General features: G+C 72.7%; 7 protein-coding genes and 3 pseudogenes. All 10 read right to left on the bottom strand.

The genetic code is table 11. The features are described 5' to 3' along the window. Positions 1 to 86: 86 nt before the first annotated feature. Positions 87 to 4,268: pseudogene (locus NEH16_RS21460) on the bottom strand (Rne/Rng family ribonuclease). Positions 4,269 to 4,498: 230 nt separating this feature from the next. Further along, positions 4,499 to 5,281 (bottom strand): TIGR03936 family radical SAM-associated protein, encoded by a 783-nt coding sequence (locus NEH16_RS21455; protein WP_265544399.1) that lies wholly within the window; start codon positions 5,279 to 5,281, stop codon positions 4,499 to 4,501. A 121-nt stretch (positions 5,282 to 5,402) separates the two neighbouring features. Continuing rightward, a complete protein-coding gene (locus NEH16_RS21450; protein WP_265544398.1) occupies positions 5,403 to 6,596 on the bottom strand; it encodes a hypothetical protein in 1,194 nt (397 codons plus the stop codon). Positions 6,597 to 6,685: 89 nt separating this feature from the next. Then, the gene (locus NEH16_RS21445) at positions 6,686 to 8,611 is read right to left on the bottom strand and encodes a TIGR03960 family B12-binding radical SAM protein (protein WP_265544397.1); all 1,926 of its coding nucleotides are present in this window, start codon (positions 8,609 to 8,611) and stop codon (positions 6,686 to 6,688) included. A 50-nt stretch (positions 8,612 to 8,661) separates the two neighbouring features. Further along, positions 8,662 to 10,175, bottom strand: a pseudogene (locus NEH16_RS21440) (CHAD domain-containing protein). A gap of 32 nt (positions 10,176 to 10,207) precedes the next feature. Further along, complete coding sequence (gene rodA, locus NEH16_RS21435; RefSeq protein WP_265544396.1) at positions 10,208 to 11,398, bottom strand: rod shape-determining protein RodA; 1,191 nt, start codon at positions 11,396 to 11,398, stop codon at positions 10,208 to 10,210. After that, positions 11,398 to 13,563: a penicillin-binding protein 2 gene (mrdA, locus tag NEH16_RS21430; RefSeq protein WP_265544395.1), complete on the bottom strand. Its 2,166-nt coding sequence runs from the start codon at positions 13,561 to 13,563 to the stop codon at positions 11,398 to 11,400. The genes rodA and mrdA overlap by 1 nt, the downstream gene beginning before the upstream one ends. A gap of 48 nt (positions 13,564 to 13,611) precedes the next feature. Next, positions 13,612 to 14,277, bottom strand: a complete 666-nt coding sequence (gene mreD / locus NEH16_RS21425; protein ID WP_018103193.1) for a rod shape-determining protein MreD — start codon at positions 14,275 to 14,277, stop codon at positions 13,612 to 13,614. A 118-nt stretch (positions 14,278 to 14,395) separates the two neighbouring features. Next, positions 14,396 to 15,289 (bottom strand): annotated as a pseudogene (gene mreC / locus NEH16_RS21420) (rod shape-determining protein MreC); the annotation flags it as partial. Positions 15,290 to 15,421: 132 nt separating this feature from the next. Continuing rightward, the gene (locus tag NEH16_RS21415) at positions 15,422 to 16,441 is read right to left on the bottom strand and encodes a rod shape-determining protein (protein ID WP_018103191.1); all 1,020 of its coding nucleotides are present in this window, start codon (positions 16,439 to 16,441) and stop codon (positions 15,422 to 15,424) included. Between the last annotated feature and the right edge of the window lie 199 nt (positions 16,442 to 16,640).

Genomic DNA, 16,640 nt, shown 5'->3' with positions numbered 1-16,640 from the left:
TGTCGGGGGCGGGAGGTCCCGGCGCCGTGACGCGGCCCGGCCGGTCCCGGGAGGGGGACCGGCCGGACCGTGTCACGCGAGGCGGATCAGTCCTCGTCGGCCGTGGCCGTGACGGCCGGGGCGGTCTGCTGCTCCGCCGCCACCGTCTTCTTCGCCGCCGCCTTCTTGGCCGTCGTCTTCTTCGCGGCCGTCTTCTTGGCCGCGGTCTTCTTGACGGCCGCCTTCTTGGCCGTGGCCTTCTTGGCGGTCTTGCGGGCCGCCTTCTTGGCCGGAGCCGCTTCGGCCTCGGCCTCGGCGGCCTCGGCGGCCTCGGAGGCCTCGGAGGACTCGGGGGCCTCAGGGGTCTCCACCACGACGATCGCGGCTTCCTCGGCGCCCGCCGGGGAGCCGGCGGGGGCGCTGACCTTGCGGGTGGCGCGGCGCCGGACACGCGGCGGCGCGGCCGGCTCCTCGGCCGGGGCCTCGGCGTGCGACGCCTCGACCACCGGGTCCTCGGCGGCCACCGGGTCGGGCCCGGCGTCCGGCTCGGCGGCGGCCGGCGCGGGCTCGGCCGGTTCCGCCGGGGCCGCCTCGGTCACGGTCGCCTCGGCCGGGGCCGGCGAGCCCGCCGGGGCGGTCGCCTTCCGGGTCGCCCGACGGCGCGTCCGGCCCTGCGGGGCCTCGGCGGGAGCCTCGTCGGCCACCGGCTCCGGGGCCGCGACGGGCTCCGGCTCCACGATCTCCGCCGCCGGGGCGGGCGCGGACTTCGGGGCGCCGGCCGGGGCCGATGCCTTGCGGGTCGCCCGACGGCGGCCGCGGCCGCGGGTGGCGGCTGCCTCGGCCTCGGCGGCGCTGCTGTACAGCTCCTCGTCCGGGACGAACTCGGGCTCGGGCAGGGCCACCGGCGCGGCGACCTCCGCCGCCACCTCGGCCTCGGTCTCGGCCTCGGTGTGCTCCGGGGCGTGGTCGTGCTCGTGGCCGTGGTCGTGGTCCGGACCGCCGCCGCGCCGCTTCTTCGAGCGCTTGCCGCCGCCACCGCCGCCCGTGGACGCGGGCTGCTCCATGTGGACGATGACACCGCGGCCGTTGCAGTGGACGCAGGTCTCGGAGAAGGACTCCAGCAGCCCCTGGCCGACCCGCTTGCGGGTCATCTGGACCAGCCCCAGCGAGGTCACCTCGGCGACCTGGTGCTTCGTACGGTCGCGGCCCAGGCACTCCAGCAGGCGGCGCAGCACCAGGTCCCGGTTGGACTCCAGCACCATGTCGATGAAGTCGACCACCACGATGCCGCCGAGGTCGCGCAGCCGCAGCTGGCGCACGATCTCCTCGGCCGCCTCCAGGTTGTTCTTGGTGACCGTCTCCTCCAGGTTGCCGCCCTGGCCGGTGAACTTGCCGGTGTTGACGTCGACCACGACCATGGCCTCGGTCTTGTCGATCACCAGCGAGCCGCCGCTCGGCAGGTAGACCTTGCGGTCCAGCGCCTTCATCAGCTGCTCGTCGATCCGGTACGTCGCGAAGATGTCGACCTCGGAGGTCCACCGCGACAGCCGGTCCGTCAGGTCGGGCGCTACGTGCGAGACGTAGCCGTGGATGGTCTCCCACGCGTCGTCGCCGCTGACGATGACCTTGGAGAAGTCCTCGTTGAAGATGTCCCGGACGACCCGGACGGTCATGTCCGGCTCGCCGTACAGGAGGGTCGGGGCGTTGGAGTTGCCGGTGCCCTTCGCCTTCTTCTGGATGTCCTCCCACTGCTGCTGGAGGCGCTCGACGTCACGGCGCAGCTCGTCCTCGCTCGCGCCCTCGGCGGCGGTGCGCACGATGACGCCCGCGTCCTCGGGGACGATCTTCTTGAGGATGGTCTTGAGCCGGGCGCGCTCGGTGTCGGGCAGCTTGCGGCTGATCCCGGTCATCGAGCCCTCGGGCACGTAGACGAGGTAGCGGCCGGGCAGCGAGACCTGGCTGGTCAGGCGGGCGCCCTTGTGGCCGATCGGGTCCTTGGTGACCTGCACCAGGACGGACTGGCCGGACTTGAGCGCGGTCTCGATACGGCGGGGCCCGTGGGCCATGCCGAGCGCCTCGAAGTTGACCTCACCGGCGTACAGGACGGCGTTGCGGCCCTTGCCGATGTCCACGAAGGCGGCCTCCATGGACGGCAGCACGTTCTGGACCTTGCCCAGGTAGACGTTGCCGACGTAGCTGGTGGCCTGCTCCTTGTTGACGTAGTGCTCCACGAGCACGTTGTCCTCGAGGACGCCGATCTGGGTGCGCTCGCCGCTCTGGCGGACGACCATGACGCGCTCGACGGCCTCGCGGCGCGCCAGGAACTCGGCCTCGGTGATGATCGGCACCCGGCGGCGGCCCTGCTCGCGGCCCTCGCGGCGGCGCTGCTTCTTGGCCTCCATGCGGGTCGAGCCCTTGATGGACTGGACCTCGTCGAAGCCGGTGCCGGGCTCCCGCTCCTCCTTCTTGCGGGGCTCGCGGACCTTGACGACGGTGCGCTCCGGGTCGTCCGAGCCGTTCTCCCCGTCGGCCACCGCGTCACCGCTGCGACGACGGCGGCGCCGGCGACGGCGGCTGCTGCTCGTGCCGGAGGCGGCGGACTCGCGCTCGTCGTCCTCGTCGTCCGCCTCGTCGGCGGGCTCCTGGGCGGCCTCGGGCTCGTCCTCGGCCCGGTCGGCGTGCTCGTCGTCCGCCTGCTGCTCGGCGCCCTCGTCCTCGGCGGCCTCGCCCCGGCGACGGCGACGGCCGCCCCGGCGACGGCGGCGCGACGGGCGGTCGCCGTACTCGTCGGTGTCCTCGCCGTCCTGCTCGGCCTCGGCGGCGGCCTCCGGCTCCTGCTCGTCCTCGGCCTGCTCCTGCGCCGGGGCGGCGGTCACGGTCTCGGTGGTGTCGGCCTCGGCGGCCTCACCGCGACGGCGGCGACGGCGGCGCGAACCGCCCTGCGACGCGGTCTCGGCGGGCGCGGGCGCCTCCTCGCGGACCGGGGCGGCCTCGTCCTCGGGCTCCTCGTGCGAGGCGGCGGCCGCGGCGGCTGCCGCGGTCTCCGGGGTCTGGAACATCGGCTCGGCGAAGACCGGCGCCTGGAAGACGGCGACGGCCGGGCGGGTGGCCCGACGGCCGCGGCGCGCGGGCTCCTCCGGCTCGGCGGTGAACTCGGGGCGGCCGGCGGCGGCGGTGGCCCGGCGGCGCTGACGGCCGCGCGGGGCGGCCTCCTCGACCTCGACGGGCTCGGCGGCCAGCTCCTCCACGGCGGCCTCGGGCAGGCTCTCGCCGGTCTGGGCGGCCTCGGCGGGCTGCTCGTCGGCGGCCTTCGGCGCACCGGCCGGGGACGAGGCCCGACGGGTGGCGCGGCGGCGGCCACGGGGCGCCTCGGCGGGCTCGGCGGCCGGCTCGGGGGCCTGGGCCGTCTCGGTGACCTCGTCGGTCTCCTCGGCCTCTTCGGTCTCTTCGGCAGCGGGCGCCACCGGGGCGGTCTGCGGGGCACCGGCCGGGGCGGAGGCCCTGCGGCGGGTGCGGCCACGGGGGCCTCGGCGGGCTCGGGAGCGGCCTCGGCGGCCGGCTCGGCGGCGGGCTCCGGGGCCTCCTCGGCCTCCGTCACGATCTCGGCGGCCTTCGGCGCACCGGCGGGCGAGGTGGCCTTGCGCACGGCACGGCGGCGGCGGGGGGCCTCGGCGACGGGCTCGGCGGCCGGCTCCGCGACGGGCTCGGCCACGGGGGCCTCCTCGACGATCTCGACCGGCTCGGCGGCCTTGGGCGCACCGGCGGGCGAGGTGGCCTTGCGGACGGCGCGGCGGCGCGGGCGGGCCGGGGCGGCGCTCTCGGCGGCGGGCTCGGGGCTCTCCACGACGGGGGCCTCCTCAACGGTCTCGGCCGGCTCGGCGGCCTTGGGCGCACCGCTCGGGGACGTGGCCTTGCGCACGGCACGGCGGCGGCGGGGGGCCTCGGTGGCGGGCTCCGCCACGGGCTCGGCGGCGGCCGGCTCGGGGGTCACGGGCTCCACGGTCCCGGCCTGCTCGGCGGCCTGCGGCGCGCCGGCCGGGGAGGTGGCCTTGCGGACCGCGCGGCGGCGGGGGCGGGCGGGGGCGGCCTCGGCGGCCGGCTCCGTGCTCGGGGACTCTGCGGCGTCAACGGCCGGTATGGCCGGCGCGTCGGTGGCGGCCTGCGCCCCGGCCGACGGCGGGCCGGCGGGGCGGGAGGCGGCGCGGCGCCTGCGGCGCGGGGGAGCTTGTCCCCGGGGTGTTGTTGTCTTCGGCGTTCCCGGCGGTGCCGGGTTCGTTCGGCTGGGGCATGCGGGCGTTTCTCCCGTCGCGCTCCCGGGCGCCGCACCTGATTCCGGTCCGGCTCGGTCCGCGGGTGGCCGCGGCACCGCCGTCCGGGGCGCGGGCGCCGCACGGGAGCTGAATCTTGGCTCGCCGGTTCCGTACGCGGTGTGCGGACGGCCTGGCGAAAGTCTTATGGGTCAGCGCGCGGCCCGGCCCAGGTGGCTCCCGAGCGCGAGGGCTGCGCTACGACGACCGCCTTACGCGGTACCTGCACCTTCGGGCGCCGTCGCGACGGCGGTCCCGGTGGCCGTGGTTGATGCGGCCGGGGCTGCCTCGCGGTCGGGCGCGAGCGGGTCGGTCACCGTGCCGGACTCCTCGTCGAAGAGCCCCTGCGCCAGCCTGGTCACCGCTGCGGGGACCGGCGGCGCCAGGTCGGCCACAACGCGGAGACCGGACAGGACGTCGTCAGGCCGTACGGCAGGTGTTACGTGCCGAACAACCAGCCGCAGTATCGCACAGGCCCTGTCACCGGGCCTATCGGCCGGAAGATCGAGGGTCCGGAGGTCGACCACGGCGGAACGGGCGTCGAAGGCCCGCATGCCGTTCTTCGTACGGCGCTCGACCTCGACGGTCTCCGCCGCGTTGAAGGCGGACACGGCCTTCTCCGCGTCCTCCGGGGTCACCCCGTCGAGGCGGATCTCCCAGATGGAGGCGGTCAGCCGGTCGGCGAGACCCGAGGTGCGGGCCTCGACGGCGTCCGTGATGTCCAGGCCGTCCGGCATGGAGTCGTTGAGCAGCTCACGCAGGACGCCCGGGTCACGGGGCTCGGTGAGCGCGATCTCCAGGAACTCGGCCTCGCTGCCCGTACCGGTGGGGGCGGCGTTGGCGTACGACACCTTGGGGTGGGGGGTGAAGCCCGCCGAGTAGGCCATGGGCACCTGGGAGCGGCGCAGCGCCCGCTCGAAGGCACGCTGGAAGTCGCGGTGGCTGGTGAACCGGAGGCGGCCGCGCTTGGTGTAGCGCAGTCGGATGCGCTGCACCGCCGGTGCGGGCGGCGGGCCTTCGGGCTGTCGCTTGCCCAGTGGTTCTTCTCCTCGGTGCGGGGCGGGCGCGGTGGCGCGCCGCCCTCGAAATGCGGGTGGCCCGGGGCCCCGGTCCGGCTCACCCCTGCTGTGCGGATTTCTCCGGGAGCGGGGCGAACTCTGGTCCTGGTGCCGCGCTGGGCACGGTCGTTGCACTACCCAGAGTACGCGCAAGGGGGCTTCCGGGTTCCCCGGGCTCGGGTTCGGCGGGCGCGCCGACCAGGGCGCGCCAGGCGTCGCGCCTGGCCCGGCGGACCGTTTCCCGGGCCGTGCGCAGCGTCTGGCGGGCCGTGCGGCCCACCGCGCGCAGGGCCCGTCCGGCGGGTGCCAGGAAGGCGTCGCGCACGAAGTGGCCGACCGGGACGCACACCGTGCGGTAGGCCCAGCGCACCGGCGCGGCGATCAGGTTCCGGGCGAGCCAGGCGAGCGCCCGGCCGACCGCCCGGGAGAGGTATCCGGCGACCCGCCAGGCGATGCCGAGCGCGGCGGCGACCTCCCGGCCGATCGGGGTCAGGACGTGCCGGTACACCCGGACGACGGGCGTGACGAGAAGCACGACGACGAGCCACCGCACGGCGATGCCGATGCCCCGGAAGAACGCCTCGATGCCCCGGATCACCAGATCCAGCGCCCACGCGATGCCGTGTCCCAGCGGGGTGAGCACGTTCCGGTACACCCAGACGAGCGGGATCACCACGAGGTACCGGACCAGCCAGCCAACGGCGAGCCCGACGGGCACCAGGACATACCGCCACAGCAGCACCACCGGCATCACGAACACCACGGCGAGCAGCCACTTCAGGGCGGCCCCCAGCCATCGCCCCGCCGGGACCAGCACCTCCCGGTACAGCCACCGCAGCCCGTGTCCGAGCGGGGTGAGCAGGTGCGCGTACGCCCATTGGAGCGGCAGCACGATCCCGTACCGGACCACGGGCACCACGACGTAACGCCAGAGCGCGACCCATGGCCAGACGAAGAGGGCCCGGACGAGCCAGGCCAGCGCGTGCCCGAGCGGCACGCACACGTACCGCCACAGCATGTCGAACAGCCGGGCCAGGGCGCGTCCGAGCGGGCGGAACAGCACCCGTTCGGCGGCCCTCGCGGTGACGGCGAGGGCGTCCCACACCATCCGGACCGGCAGGACGACAAGGAGCACCACGATCCGGACCGGGATCCGGATGAGCGTGGTGAGGCAGCCGTCGCCGCCCTCGTAGTGCGCGGGCGCCTGGTGGGCGCCGTACTCCGCGGGTGCCCGGTGCTTTCCCTGTTCCATGCACCTGATGACGCGAAGGCCCGGCCGGGAGTTTCCCCGGACCGGGCCTTCGTCACCGAGCTGTCACACGCCCGCGATCACTTCGCGGCTCACTTCACGACCGTCAGCGGCAGGAGCTTCTTGCCGGTCGGGCCGATCTGGATGCTGGTGTCCATCTGCGGGCACACCCCGCAGTCGAAGCACGGCGTCCAGCGGCAGTCCTCGACCTCGGTCTCGTCCAGCGCGTCCTGCCAGTCCTCCCAGAGCCAGTCCTTGTCGAGGCCCGAGTCCAGGTGGTCCCAGGGCAGGACCTCCTCGTAGGTCCGCTCACGGGTGGTGTACCAGTCGACGTCCACGCCGAACTCCGGCAGGGTCGCCTCGGCGCTCTTCATCCACAGGTCGTAGCTGAAGTACTCGCGCCAGCCGTCGAACCGGCCGCCGGCCTCGTAGACCGCGCGGATGACGGAGCCGACGCGACGGTCGCCGCGCGAGAGCAGGCCCTCCACGATGCCGGGCTTGCCGTCGTGGTAGCGGAAACCGATCGAGCGGCCGTACTTCTTGTCGCCGCGGATCTTGTCCCGGAGCTTGCCGAGCCGGGCGTCGGTCTCCTCGGCGGAGAGCTGCGGCGCCCACTGGAACGGGGTGTGCGGCTTGGGTACGAAGCCGCCGATGGAGACCGTGCAGCGGATGTCGTTCTGGCCGGAGACCTCGCGGCCCTTGGCGATCACGTTGACCGCCATGTCGCCGATCTGGAGGACGTCCTCGTCGGTCTCGGTGGGCAGCCCGCACATGAAGTACAGCTTCACCTGGCGCCAGCCGTTGCCGTACGCGGTGGCGACCGTGCGGATCAGGTCCTCCTCCGAGACCATCTTGTTGATGACCTTGCGCATGCGCTCGGAGCCGCCCTCGGGGGCGAAGGTGAGACCGGAGCGGCGGCCGTTGCGGGTCAGCTCGTTGGCCAGGTCCACGTTGAACGCGTCGACGCGGGTGGACGGCAGCGAGAGGCCGATCTTGTCCTCGGTGTAGCGGTCCGCGAGGCCCTTGGCGATCTCACCGATCTCGGTGTGGTCGGCGGAGGACAGCGAGAGCAGGCCCACCTCCTCGAAGCCGGTCGCCTTGAGGCCCTTCTCCACCATCTCGCCGATGCCGGTGATGCTTCGCTCCCGCACGGGGCGCGTGATCATGCCGGCCTGGCAGAAACGGCAGCCGCGGGTGCAGCCGCGGAAGATCTCCACGGACATCCGCTCGTGGACGGTCTCGGCGAGCGGGACCAGCGGCTGCTTGGGGTAGGGCCACTCGTCCAGGTCCATGACGGTGTGCTTGGACACCCGCCACGGCACGCCCGACTTGTTCGGTACGACGCGGCCGATACGGCCGTCCGGGAGGTACTCCACGTCGTAGAAGCCGGGGACGTACACGCCGCCGGTCCTCGCCAGGCGGAACAGGACCTCCTCGCGGCCCCCGGGGCGGCCCTCGGCCTTCCAGGCGCGGACGATCTCGGTGATCTCCAGGACCGCCTGCTCGCCGTCGCCGATGACCGCGCAGTCGATGAACTCCGCGATCGGCTCCGGGTTGAACGCGGCGTGGCCGCCCGCGAGCACGATCGGGTCGTCGATGCCCCGGTCCTCGGCGGCCAGCGGAATGCCGGCCAGGTCCAGGGCGGTGAGCATATTGGTGTAGCCCAGCTCGGTGGAGAAGCTGAGCCCGAAGACGTCGAACGCCTTGACCGGGCGGTGGCTGTCCACGGTGAACTGCGGCACCCGGTGCTCGCGCATCAGCGCTTCGAGGTCCGGCCAGACGCTGTAGGTGCGCTCGGCGAGGACGCCCTGGCGCTCGTTGAGTACCTCGTACAGGATCATGACGCCCTGGTTGGGCAGCCCGACCTCGTACGCGTCCGGGTACATCAGCGCCCAGCGGACGTCGCACTCGTCCCACGGCTTGACGGTGGAGTTCAGCTCACCGCCGACGTACTGGATGGGCTTCTGCACATGCGGGAGCAGAGCTTCGAGCTGTGGGAAGACCGAATCGACAGACATCGCGAACTTTCGAGAGCCGGCAGGGGTGACCATCCAGCGTACCTCGCTGCTCAGCCTCCGGCGGACCGCCGGATCCGGGCCCGGTGCGCCCGGTGCCACACGCCGGGCAGCTCGCGCTCGGTCGCGGCGGCGGCCGCCTCCTCGCGTCCGTACACCAGTCCCCAGGTGAACGACGGCTCCCCCGCCGCGTGCGCCTGTACGGCGAGGGCGCGCAGGGTCTCGCGGGCGACGACGCCGTCCTGGTGGTCGCCGAGGAGGCTCTGTACGGCCTTGAGCCGCTTGGCCGCCTTCTTCGCGGGTTTCCCCAGGGCGGGGCGGGCGGCCTCCGCCGCGTACCGGGCCCTCTTCGCGGCCTTGCGGGCGCTGTGCAGCGCCGCGTCCCGGTCCGCCCCCGGCTCCAGCTCCAGGGCGTGCGCCACGCGTCCGGCGAGGCGCTTGTGGTCCTTGCGGACCGCGCGGACCAGCTCGTCGCCCGGCTCCGCGGCGGCCCCGGGCAGCAGCGGCGGGGCGGCGAGCAGCGCCTCCAGGGCGCGCAGCAGGTCCAGATGGCGCGCGGAGTCCAGCACGGCGGTGGTACGCCGGAGTGAACCGCCGCGTTCCGCCGCCGACCGGAGCCGCAGCCGCGCCCGGGCCGGCCCGATGACCAGCGGCCGGGGCAGCTCGGCGAGCCGGGCGCGCAGCCGGGCGTCCAGGACCTCCTGGTCCCGGTCGACCCCCAGCTCCCCCGCGAGCCACTTCAGCTCGGCGCCCAGGGGGCGGGTGGCCTCGGGGTCCAGGACCCGGCGGTACGTACGCAGGGCGCTGCGCAGCCGGCGGGTGGCGACGCGCATCTTGTGCACGGAGTCCGGCACCCCCGCCGCACGGCCGGGTCGAGCGCCACGATCGCCTCGGCCTGGCGGCGTACGTAGCGCAGGACGTGGTCACCGGCGGTGCGCGGTTCGTCCTCCCGGGGGCGGGTGGCATCCGGTCCCGTCTCCGTCAGCGCGCGGGCCAGCTTGGAGGGGGCGGTGGAGGGCCGGATGCCCGCCTCCTCCAGCGCGCGGCCGACGGTGTCGAGGAAGGCGGGGTCGCCGTCGTCGGCGAGCTCGGCCTCGATCTCGGTCCAGGCGGCGGTGCGGTCGCCGCCGTGCAGCCGCTCGGCGAGGACCTCGTCCACACTCAGCTCGGCCAGCGGGGCGCCGTCGCCGTCCAGGAGTACGTGGACGTCGCGGACGGAGACCAGCCGGACGACGGGGACGACGGGGGCGTCCAGGACCCGGGAGCGGATCAGGGCGGTGAGGCGGGCCGGCACGCGGTCGGAGAGCGGGGCCCGGATCTCGTCGCGGACGCCCTCGGCGACGGGGAGCTTCAGGTGCCAGCCGGCGTCGGAGCCCCCGGTGCGGCGGCGCAGGGTGACGTTTCCGGCGGCGAGGCGCAGGTCGTCGGTGTCGTAGTAGACGGCGTCCAGCTCCATGGCGCCCTCGTGCGCCACGGACCCGACCCCGGCCACCCGGCCCAGGTCGGGCAGCCGGGTGGCGTCGGTGGCTTCGTACTTCCGCTCGATCTCGCGCTTGAAGTCCGCCATGCAACGAACCTAACGCGCTTCCGGGAAACCGCTCAGGCCGTTATCGGCCGTTGCACCCGGATCGACTGGAGCAGGCCGATGGCCACCCAGACGGCGAACATCGAGGAGCCGCCGTAGGAGACGAACGGCAGCGGGAGTCCGGCGACCGGCATGATGCCGAGCGTCATGCCGATGTTCTCGAAGGACTGGAAGGCGAACCAGGCGATGATCCCGGCGGCGACCACCGTGCCGTACAGCTCGGTGGTCTCGCGGGCGATGCGGCAGGCGCGCCACAGGACGACGCCGAGCAGGACGAGGATGAGCCCGGCGCCGAGGAAGCCCAGCTCCTCGCCGGCGACCGTGAAGACGAAGTCGGTCTGCTGCTCGGGGACGAACTGCCCGGTGGTCTGGGTGCCCTGGAAGAGGCCGGTGCCGTGCAGGCCGCCGGAGCCGATCGCGATGCGGGCCTGGTTGGTGTTGTAGCCGACCCCGGCCGGGTCGAGCGCCGGGTTGGCGAAGGCGGCGAAGCGGGCGATCTGGTAGTCGTCCAGCAGTCCGAGCTGCCAGATGGCGACCGCCCCGGCCACGCCCGCGCCGAGGAGCCCGAAGACCCAGCGGTTGGAGGCGCCGGAGGCCAGCAGCACCCCGAGCACGATGACGACCATGACCATCACGGAGCCGAGGTCCGGCATCCCCATGACGATGATCATGGGGAGCGCCGCGAGGCCGAGGGCCTTGGCGACGGTCCGGTGGTCGGGGTGGACCTGGTCCCCGGCGTCGACGCGGGCGGCGAGCAGCATCGCCATGCCCAGGATGATGGTGATCTTGGTGAACTCGGACGGCTGGATGGAGAAGCCGCCGGGCAGCAGGATCCAGGCGTGGGCGCCGTTGACGGTGGCGCCCAGCGGGGTGAGGACCGCCAGGACGAGGACCACCGAGATGCCGTAGAGGATCGGGACCGCGCCGCGCAGGGTGCGGTGGCCGAGCCAGATCGTGCCGATCATCAGCGCCATGCCGATGCCGGTGTTGAGCGCGTGCCGGAGGAGGAAGTAGTACGGGTCGCCGTGGGTCAGCGAGTCGCGTCCCCGGGTCGCCGACCAGACCAGCAGCGAGCCGATGAAGGAGAGCGCGACCGCCGAGCCGAGGAGCGGCCAGTCGAGGCGGCGCACGACGGAGTCGCGGGCCATGAGCCGGCCCCAGCCGGAGCGCTCGGGGCCGTAGCGCGGGACGGAGAATCCGGCCATCAGTCGCGCCTCCCCAGCACCGCGGCGAGCGTCTGCTCGGCGGCCGGCTTCTCGGAGGCGGGGTTGTACGGCTTGACCGTCGGCGCGTCGATGGTGCCGTCCGTCTGGATCTTCGGCAGCCCCTTCTGCGGCGTCGGCAGGAGGGCCTTCTTGAGGTCCTGCTTGCCGGTGGCGTCGAGTCCGTACAGCGCGTTGTAGATGTTGCGGACGGCGGGCCCGGACGCGCCGGAACCCGTACCGCCCTGAGAGATCGTCATGACGATCGAGTAGTCCTTGGTGTACGTGGCGAACCAGGAGGTCGTCTGCTTGCCGTAGACCTCGGCGGTACCCGTCTTGGCGTGCATCGGGATCTTGTCCTGCGGCCAGCCGCCGAATCGCCAGGCGGCCGAACCGCGGGTGGCGACACCCGCGAGGGCTTCGTCTATCTCGTTGCGCGTCTTCTTGGTGAAGGGCAGCTTGCCGTGCGACTTGGGCTCGATCTCCTGGACGGTCCTGCCGTCGCCGCTGACGATCGCCTTGCCGACGGTGGGGTCGTAGAGCGTGCCGCCGTTGGAGATGGCCGCGTAGATGGTGGCCATCTGGATCGGGGTGACGAGGGTGTCGCCCTGGCCGATGGAGTAGTTGACGGAGTCACCGGCGCGCATCTTGTCGCCTTCGAGGCAGTTCTCGTAGGCGATCTTCTCGACGTACGTGCCGTCCTTCTTGCCCTGCTTGCACCAGGCGTCGTGGTTGGCCTTGGCGAAGTTCTTCTTCCACTCGCGGTCCGGGACGCGGCCGCTGACCTCGTTGGGGAGGTCGATGCCGGTCTCCTTGCCCAGGCCGAACTGGTGGGCGGTCTTGTAGAACCAGTCCTTGGGGTGCTTCTTGGGGTTGTTGCCGCCGTCCTTCGCCCACTCCTTGTGCGCGATGCCGTAGTACACGGTGTCGCAGGAGACCTCCAGGGCGCGGCCGATGGTGATGTCGCCGTAGCCCTGGGACTCGAAGTTCTTGAAGGTCTGCCCGCCGATGGAGTACGAGCTGGGGCAGGGGTAGTGGCCGTCGAAGGGGTATCCGGCGTTGACCGCGGCGGTCGAGGAGATGACCTTGAAGATCGAGCCGGGGGCGGCCTGGCCCTGGATGGCCCGGTTCAGCAGCGGGAAGTTGGACTTCTTGCCGGTGAGCTTGGCGTAGTCCTTCGCGGAGATGCCGCCGACCCAGGAGTTCGGGTCGTAGTTGGGCAGGGACGCCATGGCGACGACCCGGCCGGTCTTGGCCTCCATGACGACGACGGCCCCGGAGTCCGCCTTGTAGTTCTCACCGGTGTTGGTGTCGAACTCCAGGCGGGCCTTCTTCATGGCGTCGTTCAGCTCGTACTCGGCGACGGCCTGGACGCGGGCGTCGATCGAGGTGACGACGCTGGCGCCGGCCTCCGCCTCGTCGTTCTTGGCCTGGCCGATGACCCGGCCCAGGTTGTCGACCTCGTAGCGGGTGACGCCGGCCTTGCCGCGCAGTTCCTTGTCGTACGTGCGCTCCAGGCCGGAGCGGCCGACCATGTCGGAGCGCAGATACGGCGAGTCGCTGTCCTGCGCCTTGGTGATCTCCTCGTCCGTGACGGGCGAGAGGTAGCCGAGGACCTGGGCGGTGTTGGCCTTGCCGGGCGCCGGGTAGCGGCGGACGGCGGTGGGCTCCGCGGTGATGCCGGGGAAGTCCTCGGCGCGCTCGCGGATCGTCAGGGCCTGCTGGGTGGTGGCCTCGTCGGTGACCGGGATCGGCTGGTAGGGCGAACCGTTCCAGCAGGGCTGCGGGGTCTTGGCGTCGCAGAGCCGGACCTTGTCGAAGACGTCCTTCGGCTTCATGTCGAGCACGCCGGCGAGCCGGGTCAGCACGGCCTTGCCGTCGTCGTCCATCTTCATCAGCTCGGTGCGGCTGGCGGAGACCACGAGGCGGGTCTCGTTGTCGGCGAGCGGGACGCCCCGCGCGTCGAGGATGGAGCCGCGGGCGGCGGGCTGGACGACCTGCTGGACGTGGTTGTTCTTCGCCTCGTCCGAGTACTCCTGGCCGTTGCGGATCTGGAGGTACCAGAGGCGGCCGCCGAGGGTGAGGAGCAGCGAGAAGACGAGGACCTGGATGACGATCAGCCGGATCTGGACGCGCTGGGTGCGGCCCGTCTCGGGGATGTTGCTCACGGGGCGCCCCCGGTGGTGGTCCGGGGCGGGGCCCGGCGTGGTGCTGCCTCACAGTCGCTTGACTCCCTTGATCCGTCCGGCGCGTGCCGCCCGGTTGCGGGCCGCCTTCACGCGCAGTCCGCCGCGCTGGCTGCCGATCCGCAGCCCGGTCCCGGCCGCCAGCCAGCCGGCCGCCACATCGCCGCGCCCCGAGGAGGACTCGGTGACGGGGTCGTTCACGGTGCGTCTGGCGAGCGCCATGATCAGCGGCACGGTGAACGGCGCCAGGAGGAGGTCGTACACCGCGGCCGTGAACAGCAGGCTGCCCAGGCCGACGTGGCGGGCCGCCGTGTCGCCGACGAGGGCGCCGACGCCCGCGTACAGCAGGGTCGAGCCGATCGCCGCCGCGACGACCACGGCCATCGGCAGGAACGCGGACTTCAGCTGGCCGTTCTCCGGCCGGGCCAGGCCCGCGAGGTAGCCGATGACGCAGAGGACGAGGGCGTAGCGCCCGGCGGCGTGGTCGGCCGGGGGCGCCAGGTCCGCGAGGAGGCCGGCCCCGAAGCCGATGAGGGCGCCGCTGACGTGCCCGTACACGAAGGCCAGGCCGAGGACGACCATGAGCAGCAGGTCGGGCACGGCGCCGGGGAGCTGGAGGCGGGCGAGCACGGAGACCTGGACGACGAGGGCGAAGACGACCAGAACGATGGAGAGCAGGGTCCGGTTGACGTGCATGGGGATCAGCTCTACCTCTGTTCGTTGACCGCGTTGTCGGCGTTCGGAGTGGCGTTCCCGCTGGGGTCCGGGCTGGGGCTCTCGTGGATGTTGCCGACCACGTTGCCCTCGGTGTCCACGATGTCGCCGTTGGGCGAGATGGTGACGGTGACGGTCGGCGTGGGCTTCGGCTTGGCGGGCGCCTTCGGCTTCTTCGGCAGGACCGAGTCGCGGGGGTCCGCCCGGGGGCCTGGACGACGATGCCGACGATGTCGAGCTTGGTGAAGGAGACGTACGGGCGGACGTAGACGGTCCGGGTGAGGTCGCCGCCCGAGGGGTCGACGCGGACGACCTCGCCGACCGGGACGCCGGGCACGAACGGCTTGTCCTTGCTGGAGCCGAAGGTGACGAGCCGGTCGCCCTTCTTGACCTTGGCCTTGCCGTTCAGGAACTGCACCGCCAGCGGTCGGGAGCCCTGGCCGGTGGCGAAGCCCAGCTCGTCGGTGGACTCCATCCGGGTGCCGACGGTGAAGTCGGGGTCGTTGGCGAGGAGCACCGTCGCGGTGTCCGGGCCGACGGTGGTGACGCGGCCGACGAGCCCGTCCCCGTTGATGACGGTCATGTCGCGCTTGACGCCGTCCTTGGTGCCCGCGTCGATGGTGACCGTCCAGGAGAAGCCCTGGGCCGCTCCTATGGCGATGACCTCGGCGGCGGCGATGCCGTACTGGCCGGTGGCCGACTTCTTCAGCATGTCGTCCAGCTGGCGGACCCGGCTGCGGTTGCGGTCGTCGCTGCCGAGCTTCGCCTTCAGCTCGGCGTTCTGCTTCTCCAGCGCGGCGATCTTGTCGTGGCGGGCGCCGGAGGCGCGGACCGCCCCTATGGCGTTGCCCACCGGGTCGACCGCCGACGCCACGCCGTTCTCCACGGGTCCGAAGACCGTGGCGGCGGCCTGCCGGGCGCCGTCCACCGGTGACGCCTCACCGCCGCGGATGTCCACCGTGATCAGCGCGAACGCGATGGCGATCAGCAGCACCAGGAGCAGCCGGCTCTCTCGTGTGTCCCTCACAGTGCGGCGGCCGTGCCTTCCTCGTAGGAATGATCGTGCCTGTATGTCGGCGGTCCCCCGCGCGGAGCGGCAGCGTCCGCGCGGAGGGCCGTGGGGTTACTACCGTCGGGGCTGGGCGTCCAGGACCTGCTGGAGCGCCTCGAACTCCTCGACGCACTTGCCGGAGCCGAGCGCCACCGAGTCCAGCGGGTCCTCGGCGATGTGGATCGGCATGCCCGTCTCGTTGCGCAGCCGCTCGTCCAGGCCGCGCAGCAGCGCGCCGCCGCCGGTGAGGACGATGCCGCGGTCCATGACGTCGCCGGACAGCTCCGGCGGGCACTTGTCGAGCGTCGTCTTGACCGCGTCCACGATCGCGTTGACCGGCTCCTCGATGGCCTTGCGGACCTCGCCGGCCGAGATGACGACGGTCTTGGGCAGGCCCGAGACCAGGTCGCGGCCGCGGATCTCGGTGTGCTCGTCCTTCTCCAGGTCGTACGCCGAGCCGATGGTGATCTTGATCTGTTCGGCGGTGCGCTCACCCAGGAGGAGCGAGTACTCCTTCTTGATGTGCTGGATGATCGCGTTGTCCAGCTCGTCACCGGCGACCCGGATGGACTGGGCGGTGACGATCCCGCCGAGCGAGATCACCGCGACCTCGGTGGTGCCGCCACCGATGTCGACCACCATGTTGCCGGTGGCCTCGTGGACCGGGAGGCCCGAGCCGATGGCCGCCGCCATGGGCTCCTCGATGATGTGCACCTGGCGGGCGCCGGCCTGCGTCGACGCCTCGATGACGGCGCGTCGCTCGACCCCGGTGATGCCGGAGGGCACGCAGACGACGACCCGGGGGCGGGCCAGGTAGCGGCGCTTGTGGATCTTCAGGATGAAGTAGCGGAGCATCCGCTCCGTGATCTCGAAGTCGGCGATCACGCCGTCCTTCAGGGGCCGTACGGCGACGATGTTGCCAGGCGTACGGCCGATCATCTTCTTGGCCTCGGCGCCGACCGCCAGAATTCCGCCGGTGTTGGTGTTGATGGCCACGACGGACGGCTCGTTCAGAACGATGCCGCGCCCCCTGACGTACACCAGCGTGTTGGCAGTCCCGAGGTCGATAGCCATGTCACGGCCGATGAACGACATTGAGTTCCCCTTGTTCCCCATGAGGATGCGTCGGGCCTCCCAGGTAAAAGCCGTAATGGCTTGTTTTGGTAGGCAGGATGGGCGCTGCGGGCGTGGAAGGTTCCATCGTAGTGCCGGATGTGCCGACACAGCGCGAGGGTACGCCGCCTTGCTGGGCAGAACGGGTGGCCGTTCCACTCATGGTGACGTTACGTCGGGA

The organism is Streptomyces drozdowiczii (assembly GCF_026167665.1).
GTDB classification, from domain to species: domain Bacteria; phylum Actinomycetota; class Actinomycetes; order Streptomycetales; family Streptomycetaceae; genus Streptomyces; species Streptomyces drozdowiczii_A.
This window is presented reverse-complemented; position numbering and strand designations above follow the sequence as displayed.

Excerpts from the sequence above, each read along its gene's own strand:
- mreD (WP_018103193.1), bottom strand. The coding sequence starts at position 14,277 with ATGCACGTCAACCGGACCCTGCTCTCCATCGTTCTGGTCGTCTTCGCC.
- NEH16_RS21450 (WP_265544398.1), bottom strand. The coding sequence starts at position 6,596 with ATGGAACAGGGAAAGCACCGGGCACCCGCGGAGTACGGCGCCCACCAG.
- NEH16_RS21445 (WP_265544397.1), bottom strand. The coding sequence starts at position 8,611 with ATGTCTGTCGATTCGGTCTTCCCACAGCTCGAAGCTCTGCTCCCGCAT.
- NEH16_RS21415 (WP_018103191.1), bottom strand. The coding sequence starts at position 16,441 with ATGTCGTTCATCGGCCGTGACATGGCTATCGACCTCGGGACTGCCAAC.
- rodA (WP_265544396.1), bottom strand. The coding sequence starts at position 11,398 with ATGGCCGGATTCTCCGTCCCGCGCTACGGCCCCGAGCGCTCCGGCTGG.